This window comes from Paenibacillus hamazuiensis (assembly GCF_023276405.1).
GTDB classification, from domain to species: Bacteria; Bacillota; Bacilli; order Paenibacillales; family NBRC-103111; genus Paenibacillus_AF; species Paenibacillus_AF hamazuiensis.
Window position 1 is genome coordinate 5,485,928 of sequence record NZ_JALRMO010000001.1, and the last position, 24,073, is coordinate 5,510,000.

Genomic DNA, 24,073 nt, shown 5'->3' on the forward strand with positions numbered 1-24,073 from the left:
TTTTCCAAAATAAGGGCAATTCATTCATTTACAGCAAATCCCCTTTTAACGCTTCGCGTTTGATATATTCGGCCTGCCAATAGGCAAGTGCGCCGATCGTCTCCGTCACGTTAAAGGCGGACATGGTCGGGAATAACGAATTTCCGGCGACAAATACGTTGCGGATGCCGTGGATCCGGCCATACCGGTCGGTAACCGATTGCCGCGGGTCCTCTCCCATCCGCGTGCCACCGCTCGGATGCGACAGTTCCCAGGGAGGCTGAACATCGTTTCCGCCCCATATGGTTCGGGCGCGGCCCGCCCGAAATACCTCCACTATCTTCGGATAAAAAAAACGATGCATATTTCGGAGCTGCTCGCTCCAGCTGAACGTAATTCTCGGCAATGGAAAGCCGAGCCCGTTTTGGGCGTGAGGATCGAGATCGATGGAGCTCGCAAGCTGCGGAGGGTCTGTAAGAATAGCAAGAATTTGGTAATACCGGCTGAAGGAATGTGCGATAAAATCTTTAAACAAAGGTCCCCAGCCCGGCACGCCTTCCGGCAGCGGGATCGCTTTGGCGAATTCGATCGGCTGCCCGGAAGCGCCGACGGTATGCGCGCCTAATATCAAACCGCCCATGACAAATCCGAGACCGGCATGCTCAAACCGGTCCTCCGTGTATTCGGTAATCGCCATCAGCGGCTCGGAAGGACCGATGTGCGCATTCATCCGTTCATCGAATAATCCGTGTACGGTCAGCAGCGCATGGTGATGGAAATATTTCCCCAGCTGCCCGTGCTGATTGCCGATTCCGCCCGGGGCGTGCACGTTCCGCGACATCAGCAGCAGCCATACATTGTACAGCGTGTTCGCGGCAACGATCACGATGCCTGCGGTAAACTCGTGCGACCTGCCTTCCGCATCCAGGCAGACAACCCCGTCGGCTTTCTGCGAACTGCTCATCGTGATTTGATACACGTACCGGTCCGTTAGCATAGTGAAATTCGGATTTTTCATCGCTTCCCGAAGCTCCGTCACTCTCGTACTGGATTTCGCGTCGACAGTGCACTCATACCCCATGCAGAAGCCGCAGTATCCCGTCCGCTTCCTTCCTTCAAAATCGCGGGAAAGTATGCCTGCCGGAACCGGAAACGGCTCATAGCCGAGTTTCCTGCACGCGTTGGCAAAGTGGCTCGTCGCATAGCCCTGCTCCAGCGGAGGCAGCGGATACGGCACGCTTCTCGGCGGCCCGTACTTCATCAGCGAGGCATCTCCGGAAACGCCCATCCGGTACTCGAATTTGGTGTAAAACGGCTCCAGATCTTCATAGGAAAGCGGCCAGTTCACGATGGCGCCGCCGGGAATTTGCCCCCAAACGTCGAGCGCCTTGAATACCGACGGCTCGAACCGCCAGCTTGCCCCTCCCCAGTGGTTCATGCTTCCCCCGGGTCCCCAGCCGTCGAGCAATTGGGTAATGCGCGAAAATGTTTTCTCCGTCCCCGTGCGGGAATGAGGCCGCCATGTCATCCCGCCAACCCTTGGTGTCGCCCACAGCAGGTTTTGCCGGATCGGAAACCGGAGCTCATCCATCGATACGTCCTTCGTTTCGATCATCGGGCCGCGTTCCAACACGCATACGGACAACCCCGCATCGCTCAGCTCCCTGCCTATAATGCCTCCGGCCGCTCCCGCTCCGACAATAATAACGTCATAATCCGTTTTTTTCGGCATAGGCTATCCCTTCCAGCGAATAATAAACAACCGGCGGCTTGGCTTCGCCGATCGTCTCCGGCGGGTGATAGGTCGGTCCCGCATAACCGACCAGTCTCCATCCGCAGGCTTCGTAATTGCCGCCGTAAATCGGGTCGCTGAACATCCCCTCCAGCGTATGCTCCCGTATCGTTCGAAAAAATGCCGATTGTTCGCACGCGGCCAGCAAGCCGTTCAGCTGTTCGCCCGCCAGCTCAACCAGCTGCGTACCGTAAAGATCAATCGCCTTTTCGTTCATATCCTTTAATCCTGCGCGGTACAAATCGATCCAAAACGGATTGCTTTGCATATCGCGGACAATAAAATCGCTTACCCTCGCTTCGGCTGCGCCGGGAAAAATCGCTTCCGACAGCCTTCGGATCATTCGAATCTCTTCGCTGGAAATCATGGACCGTCCCCCTGATCAATAAATTCGATATTCTTATCTGAATCTGCTGCGTCCGTCATATGATGTATGGAGGTGATATCGTTTGAAAATCTCCATTTTTGCGGAAGCAGCCGAATATGCCCGAATTCATACGCCTTATGAAAAAAACGTGCTTATCGCCCCTATTGAAACCTGGCCGGAAATCGGATTCAGCCATCCCTCTTTTCCACGGTATCCCGTCTTGTTCGTCACCCGCACCGGGTATATCCCCTATGCAACAAAAACGGAAATATTGCGGCGCGGCAACGCGAATTTATTCTTGCTCGGAGGAGAGGCACAAATATCGGAATGGGTCGCTTACGCATTATCCGCCTTAACGAAAGGCTTTGTATTCCGAAGGCTTTAGATTTGCTTCGCGATATGATCGGCCGTACGAATCGACAAAGCGACGGTAGATAATGTCGGATTGGTGGCTCCGATGGAGGGCAGCACGCTGTTGTCGGCAATATACAGACCCGCCACCCCGTGAATCTGCCCGAACGGATTCGTCGCCGAGATGTTCGGATCCAGCCCCATCCGGCATGTTCCGGCGTCGTGATTGTCCGCTCCGGGCTGCCACAGGCAAATGTCCGGCGCTCCGTTCGGAGCGCCCGAATGCAGCTGCATTGCCGAGGAAGCCTGAAGTAAAGCGGAATACATGCGGCGAATGACGGCTTGATCTCGCTCGCTGTAGGAGAAGCTGACTTGTGGCTCCGGGATGCCATACTCATCCCGCCTGCTTGGGTCGATGTATACTCTGTTCTCGCTGCGCGGTTCCACATGGCCGGAAACGCCGAAAAAACCGATTGACCACTCGGACTGATCCGGCTTTTCCGCATATTGGTAGTTAAAAAACTGCCCGGGACCTTGAATTTGCAGCTGAAACGGACGATCCTCGAGCTCAGGAACGATAATGCCCAGCGCTCCTGTCGGTTCCGGGAATCCCACAGTACTTACGCTTGCCGAAGCAAGCAGATAGGAGTGGTTGACCAGATAACGTCCGATCGCTTTTCCGGGAATGCCCGAATTCAGCAGGATGCGCGGGGTTTGCAGTGTGCTTGCCGATAAAATGACGGTTTTCGATCTGATCAAATGAATTTTCTTATCCGGCGTTATGACCCGGACTCCGGCCACCTTCCCGCCTTCCGTAACGACTTCCGCCGCGTACGCATTTACCGCCAAATCAAAGGGTCTGAGACTTAACGCCCTGGCCAGAAAAACGATGGAGCTGAAGAAAACGTTGGAACGAATCTTTCCGTACCGGGTTTCCGCAAGATCGGCCGCAATTGGAATGGCGGCCGCATTGAAAAAACCGTTTTCCCTGAGACGCTGCAGAAGAATCCGGGTCACCGACGAATCCTGCGTATAGGCGCTCGATACGTTCATAATTTCTTCGGCGATGTTATAGTACATCTCCATTTCCCGGACCGGGACAGGCCAGCTTGCCAATACGTGAGCGGCCATCCGCGGTGCAACCGCCCCCCACAGTAAAGTCCTTCCGCCCAATGCGTAAATCAGCTTCGCTCCCGGAAATTGCGGAAGGCGTTTTCCGATCTGGTCGGTAATTTGCGGAGGGGCGTACACTCTGAAGTTGTTTCCGTCCATGGTCGCAATATTTGCGACATTCGTCGGCAAAAACGCGCTTCCTCTCTCCACGATTCCGATCCTCTTTTCGCTCCCCCTCCACCTTTCGCACAATCGCCAGGCAGCGGCTCCTCCCCCCGCCCCCGATCCGACGATAAGAACGTCGTATTCGGTAGCGGCCATCCGTTCGACCGGGATGACCGGAATCCAGTCGGAAAGCAGCTCTTCCTCCGGAATGGGCGGGCAAACGGGAAGAGTGAGATCCCCCTTGGCACCCGTTATTCGTTCCGAAGGGAGAAGGACATGTTTCCCTTCGATGGTTTTATCGATGATCGAAATGTGCGGATTTAAGGATTTTAACCTTTCGATCTCTATCCGGTATTTGCGCGCAACGGAAAAAAGAGTGTCGTGGCTTCCCGCGATGTATATCCTCAACAGAGTTCACATCCTTCAATATGCTTTTAAAATATATGCTCTTTGCGTTCGCTCATGACGAGCTTTTTTTGCGAAATAACGGACTCATTAAAGCCGAAAGTACATATATATCGAAAAGAATGCATATATCCGGGAAGGCGCGGGAGGTGCGAGGATGAGAGTAAGAATTGGAAGCGGCCCGTTGTTTGAGATGAAACCTGTCAGCGTAACCATTTGGAATGAGTTTATCCATGAGCGAACAGACCCCCAGGTAGCCCGTATATATCCCCACGGCATACATTCAGCGATCGCTGCGGGCATCGGGCCGTACGGATTTCGCATCCGCACAGCCACCTTGGAGCAGCCGGAGAACGGGTTGTCACCGGAGGTTCTGGAACAAACGGACGTGTTGATCTGGTGGGGGCATTTGGCACACGAACAGGTTTCGGATGAGGTCGTCGACAGAATTCATGCCAGAGTGCTGCAAGGAATGGGACTTGTCGTCCTGCATTCCGGACATCGTTCAAAAATTTTTCAGAAGCTGATGGGAACGACATGCGATTTGAAATGGAGGACGGCCGGCGAACGGGAACGGCTGTGGGTCGTCGCTCCCTCTCATCCGATTGCCGAAGGAATCGGCGAATACATTGAATTGCCGCATGAAGAAACGTACGGGGAGTTTTTCGATATCCCCGCTCCGGAAGAACTCGTTTTTATCGGTTGGTTTCAAGGAGGGGAGGTGTTTCGCAGCGGCTGCGCTTTTTCGCGGGGGCTCGGCAAAATCTTTTACTTCCAGCCCGGACACGAGGAATATCCGATCTATTACAATAGGGACGTCTTGCGTGTCATAGCTAATGCGGTACGCTGGGCGGCGGCTCCACACGGGGCGCTTCCCGTATTCGGAAATGTTCCGCCGCTTGAGAACGTTTAATGAACATCACCTTAACTTAGGAGGGAGCGCATGTGAACATCCGGTTTCATCCGAACTCGGGAACGAAGCCGGCGGATCCGGTCGGAATGCTTCCGGTTTGCCCAATCCAACCGCCCACCGAGCCGCTTTATACGTGGATCCCCCTCACCCCCCTCGAACAGATGGAACAGAACGAATACGACGTGCTGATCATCGGTTCCGGAGCCGGCGGCGGGTCTGTTCTATGGAGATTGTGCCAGCATTGGAAAAATCAAAGAAAGCGCATCGGCATGATTGAGCGCGGCCGCCTGGTGATTCCAACGCATGCGCGCAACTTGCCGACAATGAACCAGGATCGTCTGACCGCATATTTTAGCGGCATATCCCGGCCGCTTCCAGGCGCAGGTCCTTATTACCCGGGAGCCAGGCAGCTTTTTGCACTGGGCGGCCGGACATTGTTTTGGTACGCATTTGCTCCGCGCATGCACTCATGGGACTTGGCGAAATGGCCTGTGCCGGTTCAGGAAATGGAAAGCTATTACGGGGTTGCCGAAGAAGTCATGAACGTTACAAGATCTTTTGCGGAAGGCGCTTCGTTTACGGAAATTGTGCTGCAGCGGTTGTGGATGCGGGGGTATTCCAAAGCGGCGCCTCTTCCTGTTGCTGCCGATATCGTGCCTCAGTTTTACGGCCAACTGCATACCGACATGTTCACCAGCTCCATCTCTCTTCTTTCCCGGGCGCTCAATTTAAGGCCGTTTGATCTCGCGGTTAACGCGCGAGCGGTGCAAATTCTTCACGACAATGGGAGAATTTCAGGAGTCAAAGTCGTATCCCCGGATAAAATCGCTTATACGATAAAGGCCAAAACAATCGTTTTGGCCGCAAGCACCTTTGAATCGCCACGCCTTTTGATGTATTCTGGCTTTCAAAACCGGGCGTTAGGCCGCTTTTTCTCGAATCAATCTTTCGTGCAGGCAACGGGAACGATCAAGACGACCGACTTCCCCATCCCGTGGGGCCCTCTGAACATCATGATCCCGCAATCGCCGGAAAGGCCGTATTCGGTGCTGATGACCGGCCCCGAATCGTTCTACTGGTATCCTGTTGCATTGGAAAGGCCGCTTACGGACGAGACCACGGTCAACTTTTACGGTTATGGAAAAGTAGAACCCCGCTACGAAAACCGGGTTGTTCTGAATCAAAACAAATTGGACGAATACGGCATTCCGGAGATTCAGGTCATCTTTTCCTTGAACCAGGCCGATTGGAACGTCGTCGGACAAATGACAAACGGGATACGGCGCATCGCCGCGGACGCCGGGATCCGCCTGGGTGCCGGGGACGGCAGGCCGCCCATATGCTTGACTCCTTTTGGAGATTTGCACCACGATTCGGGCACTTGCCGGATCGGAGACGACCCGGCGACTTCAGTCGCCGACCGCTACGGGCGGGTCCGCGGCGTCACCGGTCTTTATGTCGCCGACAACAGCGCTTTGCCGGATACCGGAGCGGAAAACCAGACATTGACGACCATCGCGCTCGCCATACGAACGGCGGACATTATCGCGAAAACTTGAGAGCCATTAGACGACCTCAGTTATGCCGGTTTAGGAAGCCCGCCCTAGACCGGCCTTCCGTCCTTGCCCAGCGGCACCCAAGCATCGTTATCATAACCGCGCACTTCCCAATACCCGAAATGCTCCTTGTCTGTCAGTTCGATCGCCTGCAGCCATTTGACCGACTTGTACGCGTACATCTTCGGCACAACCAGCCTCACCGGCCCTCCGAGCAGCTGCGGAATCGGCTTGCCGTCCATAAGTACAGCCACCATCACATCGTCCATCCGCGCTTGCTCCAGCGAGAGGCAATCGGTGTATACCTTGTCGCCGGAATACATTTTTACAAATCGCGCGTTTTGTTTCACCTTCACCAGATCAAGGAGCGCACGTAGCGGAATGCCTTCCCAGGTGATCTTGTAAACCGACCATCCGGTTACGCAATGAAAATCGCTCACCTGCACCTTGCGCTTCAGCTTCAGAAACTGCTCCCAATTCCACGCCTGCGGCTCGGCTACGAGGCCGGATATGGCGAACTTCCAGCTTTCGCTCGTGAACTCCGGATATTCCGTCACCGTGTATATGCGGAAGTCGCCCTGCAGCCCGCCTCCGATCACATTCGCGGAATCCGGCGAAGGCTCGGGTGCAGGAAGCATCCGGTTGCGGTCGCCTTCCGCCATCGCGGCTATGTCCGTGCCGGCGCTCTCGAAAGCGCCTCTCAACCAGCGGTAAAACTTCGGCCCGATACCGAATACAAGCAGCAGCCCGATGACCGTCCGAATAAATGTCGCCCTTGATATAGGGGCGTTTTTCAAAGCGCGAATAACCGAAGCGGCGGCATTTTCCTTCCCGTTATCCCCTCCGTCATGGGCGACATCTCTCCCGGCAGAGCCGGATGACGCAGCTTCCCGGCTGCGAAGCTCCAGCAGCTCCTGCCGGCGGGCTTCCTTCACCCAGCGGCTGCGGGAGATCGAATGATACGCCGCATAAGGCAGCCCGACCCAAGTAAACAGGTCGTGCAGCGTCAACGCCGCGTTGCTCCACGCCGGAGGCAGCTGGCGGAATTGCCACAGCACGATGCCCGATAAACTCCAGCCGGCCAGCAGCGCAAGCACCACGGCCAAATTCCACCGCTGCGCCAGCTTATCCCGCAGCTGCTTCCAATGCTTCGGGATGAGCGGCATATACAGCCCGATCAGTACAATGGATGCGATACCGAGTGCAATATGCAGCCATTTGAGGATGACCCGGATAACGCCCAAATCGCCCCTGATCGAAGGAATCCATAAAATGATGCCTGTGACCGCGAGCAGCAGCACGATCCAAGCATTCCATCCGTGCAGCTTGGCGAGCTTTTTCCCATACGGCTGCTTGAGCCAACTTCTTTTTTCCATACCCTTTTGCACCGCCTTTTTGTCCGATCCGATTTGGTACCGCTTTTATATAAGTATACGCGAAAATATGACGCCCCGGTTTGAGCGAGCAAGTAAAAAAGAAAAGAGCCACAGTTTGTACTGCAGCCCGCTTCCTTCCCTCCCCGTTACTTCATCGTCGCCGGGGGCGACGCCAGGTACATCTCGATCAGATCCTTTGGCACATACGTTTTGTCATCAACGATCATCGGGGCTGATGACAGCATGATTTCCTTCATCCCGGCCATGATCGTCTTGCTGCCGATCCTGATCTTGACGGAATAGGTCATGTCGGACATCATCTTGCTCCTTTCCATTTTTCCGCCCTGCATGTTGTCGCCCATGGCACCATCGACCATCTTGCCTTCAGACATTTTTCCGCCCATCTCTTCGTTCATTTTGTCGTTCATCGTTTTATCAGCCATCTTCCCGTCCATGATCTTATCGCCCGTCATTTTGCCCAAGGTCAGCGTAACCGACTGATCCTCTCCGTTCCAAACCACCGTATAGCCGAGAGACTCGGCAGCCGTTCTGAGCGCGACAAACTCCATCCCGTCTTTCATCATCATGTCGGCTTTGCCGTAATTCACCGACGGCTTCATCTCCTCGGCCGCCGCCCATCCCGGAGTAACCAGCATCAGTGCTACAACGGAACCAAACATCACTTTAGCCATCCGATTCATCCTTCGACTACCTCCTGAATCAATGTAATTGTTGCTGCTGCATAACCCAAGATACAGGAGGAATCTTACGCGCGGCTAACGCAATCATTACAAAACCATTAACTAGAGCTGACAATTCCCCGGTCATGCCTGCGGAACGGTAAACCAAAATCGGCTGCCCCGCGGCTCTTCTCTTTCGACGCCAATTTCTCCGCCATGCCGCTCAACGATCGATTTGGCGATGGCAAGACCGAGGCCGGCTCCGCCGCTCTTACGGGTCCTGGCGGCATCCACCCGGTAAAACCTTTCAAAGATGCGTTCCCGGTCGGACTCCGGCACCCCCTTTCCTTGATCGCTAACCGAAATGCGCACATATCCGCTTTTGGCTGCCGGTTTCGCCTCTACCGTCAGCGTTTCCCCTATCGGCGTATGCATGATCGCGTTTTCCAGCAAATTGGCCAGCACCCGCTTGATCTCAAATGGCATGACGAGCACCTGAGGCACACCGTCCAGTACGTTCGCCGATACCTTCAGCATCTTCTCCTCGAATTGAATCGCATGGCTCTGCAGTGCTTCAATAATGAGGCTATCGACATGACATGGCTCGGGAGCCCATTCCAAGCTACCCGCCTGAAGCCGCGAAAGCTCGAACAGCTCGTCGATCAGCCGGCTCAGCCGCTTCGTTTCCAGGCGAATCGTCTGAAGGTAACGCTCAAACGTCTCTTTGTCCTGGATGATGTCGTCCTCCAGCGCTTCTACAAACGATTGGATCGAAGTCATCGGCGTACGCAAATCATGCGATACGTTTGCAACGAGCTCACGCCGGGACGATTCCGACGCATGCAGCCGTTCAAAGCTGATCTGCAGTTCGGCGGACATCTGGTTGAAGCGCGCCGCCAATTGGCGAAACTCCTGCGGTCCCGTTAGCGGCACTTGCCCTTCGAAATGGCCTCCGGCGATACGCGACGCCTCTTCCGACATCGCCCGAATAGACGTTTCCAGAGGCCTCGTCAGTATAAAATGCACCACCAGCGAAACGGCTGCTGCTCCTATGGTTACGCTCCCAAGCAGCATAACCTCGTTCCACTCCAGCAGCATATACCGGTAACAAACAAACAAGCTGACCAAAATAATGGTCAGGCTGACCGTACTGGCAATTAGCAAATATGAACGCAGCTTCATCGGGATTCCCTGCCCTCGAATTTGTAGCCGATGCCCCATACTGTTTTAATGAACATCGGCTGTGACGGGAGAGGTTCTATTTTTTCGCGCAGCCTGCGGATATGAACGGTCACCGTCGTCGTATCGCCGTAGTAGTCGGTATCCCATATTTTTTCGAGCAGCTGATTGCGGGAAAAGACTTGTTCGGAATGACTCGCAAGCAAATACAGCAGTTCAAACTCCTTCACCGTCAACTCAATCTCTTGGCTATCGCGCTTCACCGTCCGGCTTAGCGGGTGAATTTCCAGCGCCCCGAAGCGAAGAGCGGCCGCTTCCGGCCCGTTTTCTGCAGATCCGCCGGAAAGGGGCCGCGCAGAGCGCCGCAAAATCGACTTGACCCGCAGCACCAGCTCCCTCGGGCTGAAAGGTTTGGTCAAATAATCGTCCGCCCCTAGCGTCAGTCCCATAATGCGGTCGATTTCTTCTCCGCGAGCCGTGAGTATAATGATCGGAACCTCCTGCTCATTGCGGATTTCCTCACATACCTCAAAGCCGGATTTACCCGGCATCATCACATCGAGTACGATCAGATCGGGCGATTGCTTCCTCCATTCCCGCAGCGCTTCTTCGCCGTCGGACGCTGCAATGACCCGATAGCCTTCCCGTTCCAAATATCTGGCGCACACATCGGTAATGTTCGCCTCATCGTCAGCCACCAAAATTTTATAAGCCACCTGCATCCCCCCGTTTTCGCTGATTTTCATTCTATCGAACAACTGTTGAACGAACCTTACGAAAACATTACAAAACCATTAACAGCCCTGTTCGTCGCTCTATCCGAAAAAAAAGCCCCCGAATATTCGGGGACTGTGTCTCGTCATGAAGATTATTTAATATGACTCATAATAATGCCGGCCGTTTCTTCTATCGCCTTATCCGTCACGTTGATGATCAAACATCCGACTTGCTTCATGAGCCCGTGCGCATAGTCGAGCTCTTCCGATATGCGCTCCAGCGTCGCGTACTTGGCCCCATAGGGGAGCCCTACGGTCCGCAGCCGTTCGGTCCGTATTTTGAGCAGATGCTCCGGATCCATCGTAAGTCCGAAGATGCGCTCGCCCGGAACGAGAAACAGCTCTTTCGGCACCTTCACTTCCGGCACGAGAGGCAGGTTCGATACCTTAAGCCCTTTATGCGCCAAAAAAATGCTGAGCGGCGTCTTCGACGTGCGCGATATGCCGACGAGCAAAATGTCCGCTTTCAGCAGCGCGCTCGTATCGCGCCCGTCATCGCATTTGACGGCAAATTCGATCGCTTCGACGCGGCGGAAATAATCTTCGTCGAGCTGGTGAAGCAGCCCCGGCTGGCGCTTCGGCGAATCGTTAAACGTGTCGATGAACGCCTGCATCATCGGCCCCATAATATCGACCGCACGAACGCCGAGGCGGATCGCTTCCTCTTTCATCATCTCGCGCAGCTCGGGCTGGACGAGCGTATAGGCGACGAACCCGCCGGTTCTCGCCACTTCCTCCATGATGGCCCGAATTTCATCCTCGTTTTTGATATGGCCGATCCGCTTCGTCCTGACCTGGTGCGCGTCGAACTGCCGGATCGTAGCCCGGACAACCGCTTCGGCCGTTTCCCCCACCGAGTCGGAGCATATCGTAATTTCGTAACTGTGCTTGCTCATTCGTTCTCCTCCTGTTATGGTTGCGCCGCGATGTCGAGCAGCACTTTCGTCATGATCGTTTTCGTAATGCGGCCGATAACCTCCTGCTTGCCGTCTTTCCCCTCTTGAACGACAGGCAAGCTGTCCACCTGGTGGTTGATCATCTTGCGTGCGGCATCGAGGACCGAATCGTCCGGCTCCGCGCAAATGATGTTCGGCTGCCGGGTCATGACGAGGCTGACCGGCATCGTCGAAGCGGCCGGGTTGCCCAGCGTAAACTTCAGCAAATCTTTCCGAGAAATGACTCCGGACAAATGCCCCTCCTCATCGGTGACAATCAAGCTGCCGACGTTTTCCAGAAATAACGTGACGACCGCATCGTGAACCGAAGCCGTTTCACGGATGACGACCGGCATCGCCTGCACTTCCTTCACCTTCAGCCCGGATAATCGGCGGGACGCCTGCCCTTCCGAAGCCATCGCCGTCCCCAGAAAATAACCGACCTTCGGTTTTGCATCTATAAAACCAAGCATCACAAGCAGCGCCAAATCGGAGCGCAATGTCGGACGGCTCAAGCCCAGCATCTCGGCGATTTGTTCCCCCGTCACGGGGGCATGCTGCTTTACCAGCTGAACGATCTGCAATTGTCTCGCTGTCAGTTCGATGGCGTTTTCCTCCCTTACAAACCTCTTTACAAGCATTGTAGCATACTTCGATTTCGATCATCTACCAAAATAACAGCTCCAATCGAAGACGCCCCTATTTAATACGCACAATTATCATTGAAAAAACACCATTTATGACATATTATTTATATTATGACGTAAAGAAAGGGAGCTGGAAATCGTGGAGAGAGAACTGGCACTGGAGATCGTACGCGTTACGGAGCTGGCGGCGCTTGCCGCAGCCCGCTGGATGGGCCGGGGGGATAAAAACCAGGCGGACGGAGCGGCTACCGCCGCCATGAGAGCGATGTTCGATTCCGTATCGATTCAGGGGACGGTCGTGATCGGCGAAGGAGAGATGGACGAGGCTCCCATGCTGTACATCGGCGAGCGGGTCGGCAGCATGCAGGGACCCGAAGTCGACGTGGCGGTCGACCCGCTCGAAGGCACCGAACTTGTCGCTAAAGGATTGAACAACGCGCTTGCCGTCATAGCGGTTGCAAACAAAGGAAATCTGCTGCATGCGCCGGATATGTACATGCAGAAGCTTGCCGTAGGACCGCAGCTGGCCGGAAAGCTGCGGCTGGACGACCCGCTTGAGGAAACGCTGCGGAAAGCGGCTCATCATCTCGGGAAAGATTTGCATAACCTGACCGTCATGGTGCTCGACCGCGAACGCCATCAATCGATCATCCGCACGCTGCGCGAAGTCGGCGTCCGTATCAAATTTTTAAGCGACGGCGATGTAGCCGGAGCGATGGCCCCGGCGATGCCGGAATCGGGCATCGACCTGTACGTCGGCTCGGGCGGCGCGCCTGAAGGCGTGCTTGCGGCGGCGGCGCTGATCTGCCTGGGCGGTGAACTGCAGGGACGTCTGCTGCCCGCAAGCGACGATGAGCGGCAGCGCTGCATTGAGATGGGACTGTCGGATCCTAATAAAATATTGACGATGCAGGACATGATCGGCAGCGAAGACGTTATTTTTGCGGCTACCGGCATCACGCCGGGAGAATTTCTCGGAGGCGTCAAATATTTGACGGATCAACGCGCAGAGACACATTCCATCGTCATGCGCGCCAAAACGAAAACGATCCGGTTTATTCAAACGCTTCACTACCTGCCGAATAAACCGCTGCTCGAAGCCCTGTAACGTATCACTTCTTCACCGGAAAAAACTATGCTACAATCCAAGAAGGTTTTCATTTACACATCAACTTGGAAAGTAGGTTTTCTCCGGTGAGCTTTTTTTTCTACATCATCGTCGGTTTGGTATCCGCAACGTTCGGCAGTCTCGTAGGTCTCGGGGGCGGCATCATCATCGTGCCGGTGCTGGTTTATCTCGGTCCCTATTTTCTCGGTGAGCACATTTCCGTATCGACGGCCGTCGGCACTTCCCTGGCTGTGCTTATTTTTACCGCCCTCTCTTCCACCTTGACCTTCATCAAGCAAAAACGCGTCGATTTTAAAAGCGGCTGGCTTTATTTTATAACCAGCGGTCCCGGTGCCATGCTCGGATCGTATTTGACGCAATTTATGGATGTGAAATCGTTCCAGACCGATTTCGGCCTGTTTATGCTGCTGATGGCAATCCTGCTTATCCTGCGGGACTATTTGAAACCGCTGAACGTCCGGTGGAGCATTCAGCGCAGTTTCACCGACCAGAAGGGCGCCACCCATACTTACGGGTACAGCATCGTTCCGGCACTCGTCATCGGGCTTCTCGTCGGGCTGGTATCCGGTCTGTTCGGCATCGGCGGAGGTTCCCTGTTCGTCCCTGCAATGGTGCTGCTGTTCCGTTACCCGCCCCATGTAGCGACGGCGACGTCGATGTTCGTCATCTTCCTCTCCTCCATCATGGGCAGCGTTACCCACTTCAGCCTCGGCGAAGTGGACCTTATCATGGTGGCGGGACTCGCTCCCAGCGCGCTCGTCGGAGGCTGGCTCGGCGCCAAAATCGCCGGAATGCTCAGCACCAAAAAACTGATGTGGGTACTGCGAGTCACCTTCCTTCTCGTAGCCCTGCGGATGATATACGAAGGAATAACGACTTAACAATTCCAAGGATAAACTCCCCCTTTTTTCGCAAACTAAAAGCAACGACACGAGAAAAGGGGGAACCTTCGATCCATGCGCAAACCGATCCTCCTCTTCCTTGGCCTGCTTTCCCTTTCTATGCTGTCTGGCTGCAGGTTTGGCAACTCGGCGGAACCTAGGCCGGAAATGAAATCTATCGTTTCCCGGCAGCAAGATCTGATTCCGTTCCCAATCCCTTTCCAGTACGAGGAACCCATAGGCCCAAAATGGAATCCGGCTCTCCCGCGTACGGGAATCCCCCAAACCGGAGATGCCGTTCCGAACCTGAGCCCGGCTCCGCAAGCCGTGCCCCAGCCTGTACCTGCACCGCCAAATCAGCCGTCCCGGGAGGAGCCTAAACCTAAAACGAAGAAAGAAAATGCCCCCTCCGCCCCTGCGGTATCCGCAAAAAACAGCGAACGCAAGCTGACCATTGCGGAACTGACGAAGAAATATCCGGGCATCTTTATGCTGAAATCGCCTGTCAGCGCCCCTAAAGCCGCGCTTACCTTCGACGATGCGCCGGACGATAAGTATACCCCTCAAGTATTGGATATATTAAAGAAATACCATGTGAAGGCGACGTTTTTCATCGTAGGCTCCCGGGCCGAAAAACATCCTCAGCTGGTGAAACGAATGGTTCGGGAAGGGCATGTGATCGGCAATCATTCTTATGATCATGCGCTGCTCCCCAAGCTGCCCGATGAAAAATATAAATCGCAAATCCGTAAAACCGACGCGATTATTAAAAGGTTGACAGGATACAGTCCGCGATTTTTGCGCCCCCCTTATGGAGAAATCAGCGAAAGCCAGCTGAAATGGGCGGCGGCTGAGCGTATGCTTGTCGTCAACTGGAATGTTGACTCTCAGGATTGGCGGCAATTGAATGCACAGCAAGTCACCTATAACGTCATGAAGGATGCCCGGGCCGGAGCTATCATCCTTCAGCATTCGGGCGGAGGCGACGGCCAGGATTTATCCGGAACCGTGCAGGCGCTGCCCGGCATCATCGAGCAGCTGCGGGCCAAAGGTCTGGAGCTTGTCACGCTGCCCGAGCTGCTGCATGAATCGAAACAGAAGTGATTTCGCGAAAGGAGTATACTTACAACCATGATTCAACAATATTTTGTGGACGTCACCTTGGATTGGAACGCCAGCCTGAGCCAGAAGCTGCAGCAGCTGGTCGAAGATGCCGAACAGGAGCTCGGAACTCCTTATATCGAAGTGGCCCAAGTCATTAAACATGATAATATGCAATACACGGTCATTATCAATGCCGATCAAAGCGATCAGGAAGACCAGGAGGAAAAGGAAGAGGAGAAGTAAGCCGCAGCCTCCACGAGTAAGCAAAGCAAGCAAAAAGGAGCCAATGCCGCAGATGTGCGGCCCTGAGCTCCTTTTCCATTAACGTCTTGGTCCGGCCAAATGCTGCTGGGCCATCTTAATCATTTCCCGTACCATCGTACCGCCGATCTGACCGCCGATTTTTCCCGCCTGCTCTGTGGTCAGGTTTCCGTTATTCCCCGGCTCCAGCGGTATGCCAAGCGTTCGTGCCACCTCATATTTGACCTGATCGGGCCGGTCCGGCGAAGTCTGATAACCTTTCTGTTTCATCACTTGTGCTTTGAACTGGTCAACACCATGCTCCGCGCCGGGTACGACGAGTCGTCGATTGCTCCTTCTTCGAGCCATTACGGTTAACCTCCTATAACCAGCTTATAAGCACAGATGAAGTTCATCCCTCAGCCGTGCTTATTCCATAGGTTAACCTCAACCGAACGATCTATGTACTAGGCCATGACGTAAATATGAAATCCGCCGATATCCGGCAAATTGAGAGGAATCGAAAATGCTTTTTTCACTCCGGTCATCTCACCTTGAATCAGGTTAGGAGGCGTAATGTCAATCTCGATGCCTTCATTGTAGAGCATCGTGCTGGCATTTCCGCTGATCATATTGCCCAGCTCGCCTATGGCGCTTTGACTGAGCTCGTCGAACTGCGTCACTTGAAAGCCGCCCATCATTCCGGACACGATCTTCAGCGCAACCTGCTCCGGGAAGCCAAAAATTATGTCTCCCTTCATCTGTCCGATTAAACCTATTTTCAGCCAGATGTGATCGCCCCCCATGGAGACATCCAAAATCTTCAATTCGCCGACAGTCGGCTTTACGTTGATAAGCTGCTCGATAACCATCACCGACGAAGCGAGAAAAGGATTAATATAAGCCGCTTGCATCAGAAATCCCTCCGTTTTATGCAAAAAAAACCACCCGAAACGGGTGGTCGCTATTTCTGAATACACTCTCAGGAATAGAAAACACAAATTTCGGTAACTCAGCCGCCATTGGATTCTCCTTTAGGCCTGAAGCTTTGCGTCCCTATTTTTCAATAGGTTTGCCGTTTCGGATTTGACTTGCCTGTGAGTCGTGAGTTGTACTACTATTTTACCATATCAGTCGAAATTAGGCACTAACAAATTGGACAAAATTTCATGGAATCGATAAAAATAAGTCTTAAGGAGTTGTCCTTACATTGAAGCTGCCCGTTTCTCAAGCCCACCGTCCGTGGCCCGTCCCTGAATCGTCCTGGATCATGAAGCAAATTTGGCACGACCTTCTGTTTGCACACTGGCCGGTCCGCCCTCAGGAAATCCGTGAAATGATTCCTTCCGGAATGACGCTCGATACGTTCGACGGCTTCGCCTGGATCGGCGTCGTGCCTTTCAGGATGAGCGGTATACGGCTGCGAGGCCTGCCTCCTATCCCGTTTACCGATCGTTTTCCCGAAATCAACGTAAGAACCTACGTTACCGTAAACGGTAAACCGGGTGTTTATTTTTTCAGCCTCGACGCGGCCAACCGGCTGGCAGTGCAGACTGCCAAAACGTTTTTTCATCTTCCGTATTTCTATGCAGAAATGGAATGCACAAATGAGGACGGAATCATCCGTTACCGAAGCCGCAGAAAAAATACAACCGAAACTCCGGTTGCATTCGAAGGACGATATAAACCTGTTTCTCCCGTTTTTTATGCCTCGCAGGGATCATGGGAATATTGGCTTACCGAGCGATACTGTCTGTATACGACAAATCGTAAGAGGGAAGTTGTGCGGGGGGATATACTTCACCTGCCGTGGCCGCTGCAGCAGGCAGAAGCCGATATCGGACTGAATACCATGATGACAGCTCAATCGATCAAGCCGTCGGGTCAAAAACCTCATCTTCATTTTTCAAAACGACTGGAAGTATGGATTTGGCCTTTGTCTCCGGGCTGATCAAATGCACCCAATCGTGGGACCTTCTTCCTACATACCTGCTGTCTTTTCTTTTAGCGATCAAGCCTTCCGGTTCGCGGTTAAACATAGCGCTATAAACCAGATCTCTTTCGTTCTCGATATAAGATATTTTTTGAAAAAATTCATTTTCCGTTAAAATCGACTCCAAAATCGATTTTCTTTTCATAAGCGGCAGCTTTCGTAAATCCCTGTCTTTATAGGAAAGAACATCGAAAACGGTAAAGATCACAGGACAGTTGCGGACTGCCGCCTCTATCTGCTTTCTTTTGCTAAAGCGCATTCTTTCCGCAACTGGAGCACCGTCATAAAAGCCGCTTTCCGGGTCTATACGGCACACGACCCCATCCAGGATGACATTCCCTTCAACGGGGACGCAGTGAAGTTCCGGGAACAATCGAGTGACTTCATATTTTTTATGCGATAACAATCTGGTCTCTATCTCCGTTCGGGTTAATATCACGCGGAGTCCTTCCACTTTCGGCTCGAATATATAATCTCTTGCGTCAAACGGATTTTCGGCACTTTCGAGCATCATCGGTGCGATAATCATAGACATTCCCCCGCATTCCATTGTACCATGGAGCAGCCTGCGGTTTATCAGGAAAATAGGGGACGGGAATGCATATTTTGGAAAACATCCAACCATAATAAGAATGCAACTACTTCAGGAGGTGAAATCAATATGGGACGTGGTCAAAGTCGTTCGAGCAACCAACTGGTCGTTCAGCAAGCGACAAGAGCCATGGAGCAATTGAAGTTTGAAGTCGCCCAGGAGTTAGGCATTCAAGTGCCGCAGGACGGATACTACGGTTACATGGCCACTCGCGATACCGGCGCTATCGGGGGACATATGGTCCGCCGCATGGTGCAAATCGCCGAGCAGCAGCTGTCCGGTTTTCGCTTGTAGGAAAAGCTAAGATACTCGGGTCTAAACGGAAGCTTTTCTTGAAAGATCAAAATTATGCTTTCTGAATCTTATAAGCGGAAAAGACCGCAAAGGATATCCGATATCCTTTGCGGTCTTGTGCGCTTGGCAGCGCATCGTACTAACGGGTGAAAGTCCCGAGCGCACCGCGGGGTGGCGGAAGCGCATAGCCGACTGGTAGTGCTCTGGCCGTAAGGGAGGGTGCGGAGGATCAGAAGGCAAAACCCGGAACAGGCGGCATGAACCATGTTGGCTGGCGAAGCCGGATAACCCTGCAAGAGAAGGGGACGTCCTATACCACCATAGGCTTCGAAAGTTAGGAGGACTGGATTCGGGGGAAAGACGATGACGTGACCCAAGGAGGGCTTATCGTCTTCCGCATAGCGGTAAACTCTTTTCAAGGCTTATAGGGCTAAGACAGAATGATGGATGGTGAGCAGTCATACGAAGGGATAGTAGTGAGAAAGCTTGCCGGAAAAGCCGCAATGGCAAGTGAACCGACACCAACGTTGTCGGTGCAAGCTTAGACCCAAAAGGCAAAGACTTGGTGCGAAGCCCGGAACCGTGGAAGAAAAGCATAACCACCTAGGAAGCCGTCATGTGCCAGACAGAAGCCGGGGAGCCAAGAAGAGCGAAGAGCCGGGGCTGAACAAAAGGGTAGGCCGTCTGGGGCGGAGTACCGAAGGGGAACCGGAAAGGCTGAAAGATTAGCTATACGTCCGGAAACTGAAAGGGAAGGAACACGAGACATGAAGGAAGGAAAAGGAGAGGTAGGCTTTCGTGAGGGAGTAGAAGTCCCGAGAAAACGCAGATGGCACAGCCTCATCGACAAGATATGGGCGATGCCGAACCTTGAGGAGGCATTCCGGGAGGTCAAGCGCAACCGGGGAGCAGCGGGAGTAGACGGAGTGACCATAAAGGTATTCGAGAGTGAACTGGAGCGTAACTTAAGAACGCTTCAGCAGGAGCTGCGGGCGAAGGCATACAAGCCGATGCCGGTCAGGCGCATGTACATTTCCAAGGAAAATGGGGGTCAAAGGCCGCTCGGGATACCCGCAATTCGCGATCGCGTAGTACAGGCGGCGACCCGCCGAATCCTCGAACCGATTTACGAGGCGACATTTATGGAGTGTAGTTTTGGGTTTCGCCCGGGACGCAGTGCACACATGGCGCTGGAGAACATTCGGAAAGATCTCATGGATGGATACGTTTATGTGATCGACGCCGACCTGAAATCGTATTTCGATCTCATTCCACATGACAAGTTGCTTAAGGCCGTCAAGGAAGAAGTGGTGGATGGTAGTGTCCTAAAGCTCATAGAAAGCTTCTTAAAGTCCGGAGTCATGGAGAACGGAAGTTTTCACCTGAACGAGCAAGGAAGTCCACAGGGTGGGGTTATTAGTCCGCTTTTGGCGAATATCTACCTAAACCCGCTGGATAAGCTCATGACTGAACGGAAGCACCGTATAACACGGTACGCCGATGATTTTGTGATCTGCTGCAAATCCCAAAAGGGGGCAGAGAGGGTACTCCAAGGTGTTATTCGTCTACTGGAACAAGAGCTTGGGCTCAAAGTACACCCGGAGAAAACCAAGATCGTGAACAACTTGGAACAGTCCTTTATGTTCCTAGGTCATGAGTTTAAACCGGGATTTTGGGTTACTCCATCCTCGAAAGCCAAACAGAAATTTAAAGAACGCGTGAAAGCAATTACGCGGCGGAACCAAACGGTGAATGTGGAACAGCTGATCCGAAAGAAGTTGAATCCATATTTACGTGGATGGGGTAGCTATTTTGGCTGGGGCAACGTAGGAAGTCTGATGAGAGAGTACGATGCATGGATAAGGAGAAGGCTCCGGATGGTACAGTTGCGGAGCTGGAAAAAGCCGAAGAACTTCTACAGGGCACTAAGAAAGAATAAGTGGAGGGGAGAGCTTCCCAAGATGCGTATGTTCGCATGGAGAAGCTCGCTATCCAAGCCAGCCAGTGTTGCAATGCCAAACGATTGGTTCAGAGAAAGAGGTCTCGTTTTTCTCGTAGACATCTATAATGAACATCATCCCCAGCGGGGATAAGCGCGGAGGAGCCGGATGCGATGACCCGCACGTCCGGTTCTGTGAGAGGCCCATGAATTCATTCATGGGCCTACTCGATTTTCATTCGATGCCGGTGAAGGGACTCGAACCCCCACGGTTTCCCTCACGATTTTGAGTCGCGCGCGTCTGCCAATTCCGCCACACCGGCTTATGAAATTAAAGATCAAAAAAAAAATGGCGTGCCCTAAGAGATTCGAACTCCTGACCTTTTGATTCGTAGTCAAACGCTCTATCCGGCTGAGCTAAGGGCACATGTTGTCGTTGAGTGGTGCCGAAGACCAGACTTGAACTGGTACGGTAGTCACCTACCGCAGGATTTTAAGTCCTGTGCGTCTGCCGATTCCGCCACTCCGGCTAAAAAAATGGAGGCGCCACCCAGATTCGAACTGGGGGTAAAGCTTTTGCAGAGCTCTGCCTTACCACTTGGCTATGGCGCCTTGGAGCGGAAGACGGGATTCGAACCCGCGACCCTCGCCTTGGCAAGGCGATGCTCTACCCCTGAGCCACTTCCGCATTAGTATACACTGGGGATCTAGGATTCGAACCTAGGCATGACGGAGTCAAAGTCCGTTGCCTTACCGCTTGGCTAATCCCCAACGATTTATAAAAAAATGGGGCGATCGAAGGGAATTGAACCCTCGAATGTCGGAGCCACAATCCGATGCGTTAGCCACTTCGCCACGACCGCCATATTGATTGGCAGGGGCAGCAGGAATCGAACCCACACCAAAGGTTTTGGAGACCTTTGTTCTACCTTTAAACTATGCCCCTATGAGATTAAAAAGTGGTGGAGGCTGATGGATTCGAACCACCGAACTCGTACGAGAACAGATTTACAGTCTGCTGCGTTTGGCCACTTCGCTAAGCCTCCAAATTACCAATGGTGCCGCCGAGAGGACTTGAACCCCCAACCTACTGATTACAAGTCAGTTGCTCTACCAATTGAGCTACAGCGGCTAACTTACAACGAAAAATGGTGGCTCGGGACGGAATCGAACCGCCGACACGAGGATTTTCAGTCCTCTGCTCTACCGACTGAGCTACCGAGCCATGCTAATATACTTCATCGAACCCTGAAAACATTGGGTTCTCATCCCTTACGAGATGTTAAATGGCGGAGCCGACGGGATTCGAACCCGCGGTCTCCTGCGTGACAGGCAGGCATGTTAGGCCTCTACACCACGGCTCCGCGATAGAAAAGTTGGTTGCGGGGGCAGGATTTGAACCTGCGGCCTTCGGGTTATGAGCCCGACGAGCTACCGGGCTGCTCCACCCCGCGTCGATTAAATATCATATATGGTGGAGGCTGACGGGATCGAACCGCCGACCCTCTGCTTGTAAGGCAGATGCTCTCCCAGCTGAGCTAAGCCTCCATAGTGGAGTCTCCGTAAAAATATGCGGAGACTAAATGACCCGTAGGGGATTCGAACCCCTGTTACCTCCGTGAAAGGGAGGTGTCTTAACCCCTTGACCAACGGGCCGTAATAAATAGTGGCGGAGAGAGAGGGATTCGAACCCTCGAGACGCTTGTGACGCCTACACGATTTCCAATCGTGCTCCTTCGGCCAACTCGGACACCTCTCCATGGCTCCCCGAACAGGACTCGAACCTGTGACAACTCGATTAACAGTCGAGTGCTCTACCGACTGAGCTATCGGGGAATATTTAGTTAATATTGCCTTTTTTGCAACGTTCGACTCTCACATGTACTCGACCTGCGAAGGTCGAACGTGCTTTGGGCTGCTTGGCGACGTCCTACTCTCCCAAGACCCTGCGGTCTAAGTACCATCGGCGCTGGAGGGCTTAACGGTCGTGTTCGGGATGGGTACGCGTGGTTCCCCTCCGCCATCGTCACCAAACATGAGTTTTGTCTTAAACAAAACTCGCTTCGGGAGCATCTTGCTCCCTGAAAACTAGATGCGAATCACTTCAAGTTACGCTTTAGAATTTATCCTTTTGGGCCCCGAGAAAGTAATCGGCATAAGCTACAACGCTTCGCTTCACTTTCTTGGGTAATATGGTTAAGCCCTCGACCGATTAGTATTCGTCAGCTCCACACGTTGCCGCGCTTCCACCCCGAACCTATCTACCTCGTCGTCTACAAGGGGTCTTACATACTGGGAAATCTCATCTTGAGGGGGGCTTCACGCTTAGATGCTTTCAGCGCTTATCCCTTCCGTACTTGGCTATCCAGCCGTGCCTCTGGCGAGACAACTGGTACACCAGCGGTACGTCCATCCCGGTCCTCTCGTACTAAGGACAGCTCCTCTCAAATTTCCTACGCCCGCGACAGATAGGGACCGAACTGTCTCACGACGTTCTGAACCCAGCTCGCGTACCGCTTTAATGGGCGAACAGCCCAACCCTTGGGACCTACTTCAGCCCCAGGATGCGATGAGCCGACATCGAGGTGCCAAACCTCCCCGTCGATGTGGACTCTTGGGGGAGATAAGCCTGTTATCCCCAGGGTAGCTTTTATCCGTTGAGCGATGGCCCTTCCATTCGGTACCACCGGATCACTAAGCCCGACTTTCGTCCCTGCTCGACCTGTTTGTCTCGCAGTCAAGCTCCCTTCTGCCTTTGCACTCTTCGAATGATTTCCAACCATTCTGAGGGAACCTTGGGGCGCCTCCGTTACTCTTTAGGAGGCGACCGCCCCAGTCAAACTGCCCACCTGACACTGTCCCCATACCCGATCAGGGTACCAGGTTAGAACTCCGATACGATCAGGGTGGTATCCCAACGTCGCCTCCACACAAGCTGGCGCTCATGCTTCAAAGGCTCCCACCTATCCTGTACAGATCGTACCAAAGTCCAATATCAAGCTGCAGTAAAGCTCCATGGGGTCTTTCCGTCTTGTCGCGGGTAACCTGCATCTTCACAGGTATTAAAATTTCACCGGATCTCTCGTCGAGACAGCGCCCAAGTCGTTACGCCATTCGTGCGGGTCAGAATTTACCTGACAAGGAATTTCGCTACCTTAGGACCGTTATAGTTACGGCCGCCGTTTACTGGGGCTTCGGTTCACAGCTTCGGTTTGCACCTTACCGCTCCCCTTAACCTTCCAGCACCGGGCAGGCGTCAGCCCGTATACTTCGCCTTGCGGCTTCGCACAGACCTGTGTTTTTGCTAAACAGTCGCTTGGGCCTTTTCACTGCGGCCCCCTCCGGCTATTCACCTTACCGGGGCACCCCTTCTCCCGAAGTTACGGGGTCATTTTGCCGAGTTCCTTAACGAGAGTTCTTCCGCGCGCCTTAGAATTCTCTTCTCGCCTACCTGTGTCGGTTTGCGGTACGGGCACCTTCTCCCTGGCTAGAGGCTTTTCTTGGCAGCTTGAGATCATGACCTTCGGTACTCCCGAAGTTTCCCTCCCCATCACAGCTCAGCCTTATCGATGCGCGGATTTGCCTACGCACCAGCCTTACTGCTTGGACGGACATCCATCAGTCCGCGTCACTACCCTTCTGCGTCACCCCATTGCTCATAACGGTT

22 protein-coding genes, 17 tRNA genes, 2 rRNA genes and 1 riboswitch (1 of these 42 only partly in view) are annotated in these 24,073 nt (G+C 53.4%); of the genes, 10 read left to right on the forward strand and 31 right to left on the reverse strand.

Features of this window, described 5'->3' with window-relative positions; translation table 11 throughout:
• Positions 1–28 precede the first annotated feature (28 nt).
• Both MYS68_RS23790 and MYS68_RS23795 read right to left on the reverse strand, forming a co-directional pair.
• A complete protein-coding gene (locus MYS68_RS23790) occupies positions 29–1,711 on the reverse strand; it encodes a GMC family oxidoreductase (RefSeq protein ID WP_248928242.1) in 1,683 nt (560 codons plus the stop codon).
• Entirely contained in the window at positions 1,689–2,138 is a 450-nt protein-coding gene (locus MYS68_RS23795; RefSeq protein WP_248928243.1) for a gluconate 2-dehydrogenase subunit 3 family protein, read from the reverse strand. The genes MYS68_RS23790 and MYS68_RS23795 overlap by 23 nt, the downstream gene beginning before the upstream one ends.
• Before the next feature lie 82 nt (positions 2,139–2,220).
• Between MYS68_RS23795 and MYS68_RS23800 the strand changes: the two genes are divergently transcribed.
• Positions 2,221–2,523 (forward strand): hypothetical protein, encoded by a 303-nt coding sequence (locus tag MYS68_RS23800; RefSeq protein ID WP_248928244.1) that lies wholly within the window; start codon positions 2,221–2,223, stop codon positions 2,521–2,523.
• Here the strand turns inward: MYS68_RS23800 and MYS68_RS23805 are convergent.
• Positions 2,520–4,175: a GMC oxidoreductase gene (locus MYS68_RS23805; protein ID WP_338043608.1), complete on the reverse strand. Its 1,656-nt coding sequence runs from the start codon at positions 4,173–4,175 to the stop codon at positions 2,520–2,522. The two genes, MYS68_RS23800 and MYS68_RS23805, sit on opposite strands and share 4 nt — an antisense overlap.
• Positions 4,176–4,329: 154 nt before the next feature.
• On the opposite strand from MYS68_RS23805, the gene MYS68_RS23810 reads away from it, so the two are divergent.
• Together MYS68_RS23810 and MYS68_RS23815 are read left to right on the forward strand one after the other, a co-directional pair.
• Positions 4,330–5,085 carry a ThuA domain-containing protein gene (locus MYS68_RS23810; RefSeq protein WP_248928245.1) on the forward strand — a complete coding sequence of 252 codons (756 nt, stop codon included), beginning with the start codon at positions 4,330–4,332 and terminating at the stop codon, positions 5,083–5,085.
• Positions 5,086–5,117: 32 nt separating this feature from the next.
• Positions 5,118–6,644 carry a GMC oxidoreductase gene (locus MYS68_RS23815; RefSeq protein WP_248928246.1) on the forward strand — a complete coding sequence of 509 codons (1,527 nt, stop codon included), beginning with the start codon at positions 5,118–5,120 and terminating at the stop codon, positions 6,642–6,644.
• A 44-nt stretch (positions 6,645–6,688) separates the two neighbouring features.
• On the opposite strand, the gene MYS68_RS23820 is transcribed toward MYS68_RS23815, so the two are convergent.
• The 6 genes from MYS68_RS23820 to ccpN all read right to left on the reverse strand — a co-directional run bounded on the left by MYS68_RS23820 (position 6,689) and on the right by ccpN (position 12,228).
• Positions 6,689–8,017 (reverse strand): molybdopterin-dependent oxidoreductase, encoded by a 1,329-nt coding sequence (locus MYS68_RS23820; protein ID WP_248928247.1) that lies wholly within the window; start codon positions 8,015–8,017, stop codon positions 6,689–6,691.
• A gap of 146 nt (positions 8,018–8,163) precedes the next feature.
• Positions 8,164–8,718, reverse strand: coding sequence for a stalk domain-containing protein (locus tag MYS68_RS23825; protein WP_248928248.1), 555 nt, complete (start codon positions 8,716–8,718; stop codon positions 8,164–8,166).
• A gap of 123 nt (positions 8,719–8,841) precedes the next feature.
• Entirely contained in the window at positions 8,842–9,879 is a 1,038-nt protein-coding gene (locus tag MYS68_RS23830) for a sensor histidine kinase (protein WP_248928249.1), read from the reverse strand.
• On the reverse strand, positions 9,876–10,598 hold the full coding sequence (locus MYS68_RS23835; protein WP_275983988.1) for a response regulator transcription factor: 723 nt from the start codon (positions 10,596–10,598) through the stop codon (positions 9,876–9,878). The genes MYS68_RS23830 and MYS68_RS23835 overlap by 4 nt, the downstream gene beginning before the upstream one ends.
• Positions 10,599–10,744: 146 nt before the next feature.
• A complete protein-coding gene (locus tag MYS68_RS23840) occupies positions 10,745–11,548 on the reverse strand; it encodes a pyruvate, water dikinase regulatory protein (protein WP_248928251.1) in 804 nt (267 codons plus the stop codon).
• Between the two features lie 14 nt (positions 11,549–11,562).
• A complete protein-coding gene (ccpN, locus tag MYS68_RS23845; RefSeq protein WP_248928252.1) occupies positions 11,563–12,228 on the reverse strand; it encodes a transcriptional regulator CcpN in 666 nt (221 codons plus the stop codon).
• Between the two features lie 145 nt (positions 12,229–12,373).
• Between ccpN and glpX the strand changes: the two genes are divergently transcribed.
• From glpX to MYS68_RS23865, 4 genes are all read left to right on the forward strand, one after another.
• Complete coding sequence (gene glpX, locus MYS68_RS23850; RefSeq protein WP_248928253.1) at positions 12,374–13,342, forward strand: class II fructose-bisphosphatase; 969 nt, start codon at positions 12,374–12,376, stop codon at positions 13,340–13,342.
• An 86-nt stretch (positions 13,343–13,428) separates the two neighbouring features.
• Positions 13,429–14,244, forward strand: a complete 816-nt coding sequence (locus MYS68_RS23855; protein ID WP_248928254.1) for a sulfite exporter TauE/SafE family protein — start codon at positions 13,429–13,431, stop codon at positions 14,242–14,244.
• A 168-nt stretch (positions 14,245–14,412) separates the two neighbouring features.
• Positions 14,413–15,348: a polysaccharide deacetylase family protein gene (locus tag MYS68_RS23860; protein ID WP_248928255.1), complete on the forward strand. Its 936-nt coding sequence runs from the start codon at positions 14,413–14,415 to the stop codon at positions 15,346–15,348.
• 27 nt (positions 15,349–15,375) lie between these two features.
• Positions 15,376–15,591 (forward strand): hypothetical protein, encoded by a 216-nt coding sequence (locus MYS68_RS23865; protein ID WP_248928256.1) that lies wholly within the window; start codon positions 15,376–15,378, stop codon positions 15,589–15,591.
• 78 nt (positions 15,592–15,669) lie between these two features.
• On the opposite strand, the gene MYS68_RS23870 is transcribed toward MYS68_RS23865, so the two are convergent.
• A complete protein-coding gene (locus MYS68_RS23870; protein ID WP_248928257.1) occupies positions 15,670–15,957 on the reverse strand; it encodes an alpha/beta-type small acid-soluble spore protein in 288 nt (95 codons plus the stop codon).
• 98 nt (positions 15,958–16,055) lie between these two features.
• Positions 16,056–16,502 (reverse strand): chemotaxis protein CheX, encoded by a 447-nt coding sequence (locus MYS68_RS23875; protein WP_248928258.1) that lies wholly within the window; start codon positions 16,500–16,502, stop codon positions 16,056–16,058.
• Positions 16,503–16,591: 89 nt separating this feature from the next.
• Positions 16,592–16,675: riboswitch (cyclic di-GMP riboswitch) on the reverse strand.
• Positions 16,676–16,858: 183 nt separating this feature from the next.
• Here MYS68_RS23875 and MYS68_RS23880 point away from each other — a divergent pair.
• On the forward strand, positions 16,859–17,539 hold the full coding sequence (locus tag MYS68_RS23880; protein ID WP_420852237.1) for a YqjF family protein: 681 nt from the start codon (positions 16,859–16,861) through the stop codon (positions 17,537–17,539).
• On the opposite strand, the gene MYS68_RS23885 is transcribed toward MYS68_RS23880, so the two are convergent.
• Positions 17,460–18,110, reverse strand: coding sequence for an ATP-dependent DNA ligase (locus MYS68_RS23885; RefSeq protein WP_248928259.1), 651 nt, complete (start codon positions 18,108–18,110; stop codon positions 17,460–17,462). The two genes, MYS68_RS23880 and MYS68_RS23885, sit on opposite strands and share 80 nt — an antisense overlap.
• Before the next feature lie 132 nt (positions 18,111–18,242).
• Here MYS68_RS23885 and MYS68_RS23890 point away from each other — a divergent pair, with 132 nt between their 5' ends.
• Together MYS68_RS23890 and ltrA are read left to right on the forward strand one after the other, a co-directional pair.
• Entirely contained in the window at positions 18,243–18,467 is a 225-nt protein-coding gene (locus MYS68_RS23890; RefSeq protein ID WP_248928260.1) for an alpha/beta-type small acid-soluble spore protein, read from the forward strand.
• Positions 18,468–19,234: 767 nt separating this feature from the next.
• Positions 19,235–20,560, forward strand: coding sequence for a group II intron reverse transcriptase/maturase (gene ltrA, locus MYS68_RS23895; protein ID WP_248924450.1), 1,326 nt, complete (start codon positions 19,235–19,237; stop codon positions 20,558–20,560).
• Positions 20,561–20,649: 89 nt separating this feature from the next.
• On the opposite strand, the gene MYS68_RS23900 is transcribed toward ltrA, so the two are convergent.
• The 19 genes from MYS68_RS23900 to MYS68_RS23990 all read right to left on the reverse strand — a co-directional run.
• Positions 20,650–20,729 (reverse strand) — tRNA-Leu (locus tag MYS68_RS23900).
• Positions 20,730–20,756: 27 nt separating this feature from the next.
• Positions 20,757–20,833: transfer RNA gene (locus tag MYS68_RS23905), tRNA-Arg, on the reverse strand.
• A 14-nt stretch (positions 20,834–20,847) separates the two neighbouring features.
• Positions 20,848–20,936: transfer RNA gene (locus MYS68_RS23910), tRNA-Leu, on the reverse strand.
• Between the two features lie 8 nt (positions 20,937–20,944).
• A tRNA-Cys gene (locus MYS68_RS23915) sits at positions 20,945–21,018 on the reverse strand.
• Position 21,019: 1 nt separating this feature from the next.
• Positions 21,020–21,094 (reverse strand) — tRNA-Gly (locus tag MYS68_RS23920).
• A gap of 11 nt (positions 21,095–21,105) precedes the next feature.
• Positions 21,106–21,177: transfer RNA gene (locus tag MYS68_RS23925), tRNA-Gln, on the reverse strand.
• A gap of 16 nt (positions 21,178–21,193) precedes the next feature.
• Positions 21,194–21,269: transfer RNA gene (locus MYS68_RS23930), tRNA-His, on the reverse strand.
• 9 nt (positions 21,270–21,278) lie between these two features.
• A tRNA-Trp gene (locus MYS68_RS23935) sits at positions 21,279–21,352 on the reverse strand.
• Positions 21,353–21,366: 14 nt separating this feature from the next.
• A tRNA-Tyr gene (locus MYS68_RS23940) sits at positions 21,367–21,452 on the reverse strand.
• Positions 21,453–21,462: 10 nt separating this feature from the next.
• Positions 21,463–21,538 (reverse strand) — tRNA-Thr (locus tag MYS68_RS23945).
• A 17-nt stretch (positions 21,539–21,555) separates the two neighbouring features.
• A tRNA-Phe gene (locus tag MYS68_RS23950) sits at positions 21,556–21,631 on the reverse strand.
• 62 nt (positions 21,632–21,693) lie between these two features.
• Positions 21,694–21,770 (reverse strand) — tRNA-Asp (locus MYS68_RS23955).
• A gap of 13 nt (positions 21,771–21,783) precedes the next feature.
• Positions 21,784–21,860: transfer RNA gene (locus MYS68_RS23960), tRNA-Met, on the reverse strand.
• 18 nt (positions 21,861–21,878) lie between these two features.
• Positions 21,879–21,954: transfer RNA gene (locus MYS68_RS23965), tRNA-Val, on the reverse strand.
• 36 nt (positions 21,955–21,990) lie between these two features.
• Positions 21,991–22,062, reverse strand: a tRNA-Glu gene (locus tag MYS68_RS23970).
• Between the two features lie 11 nt (positions 22,063–22,073).
• Positions 22,074–22,165, reverse strand: a tRNA-Ser gene (locus MYS68_RS23975).
• A gap of 1 nt (position 22,166) precedes the next feature.
• A tRNA-Asn gene (locus tag MYS68_RS23980) sits at positions 22,167–22,242 on the reverse strand.
• A gap of 81 nt (positions 22,243–22,323) precedes the next feature.
• A 5S ribosomal RNA gene (gene rrf / locus MYS68_RS23985) occupies positions 22,324–22,440 on the reverse strand.
• A gap of 158 nt (positions 22,441–22,598) precedes the next feature.
• A 23S ribosomal RNA gene (locus MYS68_RS23990) occupies positions 22,599–24,073 on the reverse strand (it continues 1,441 nt past the right edge of the window).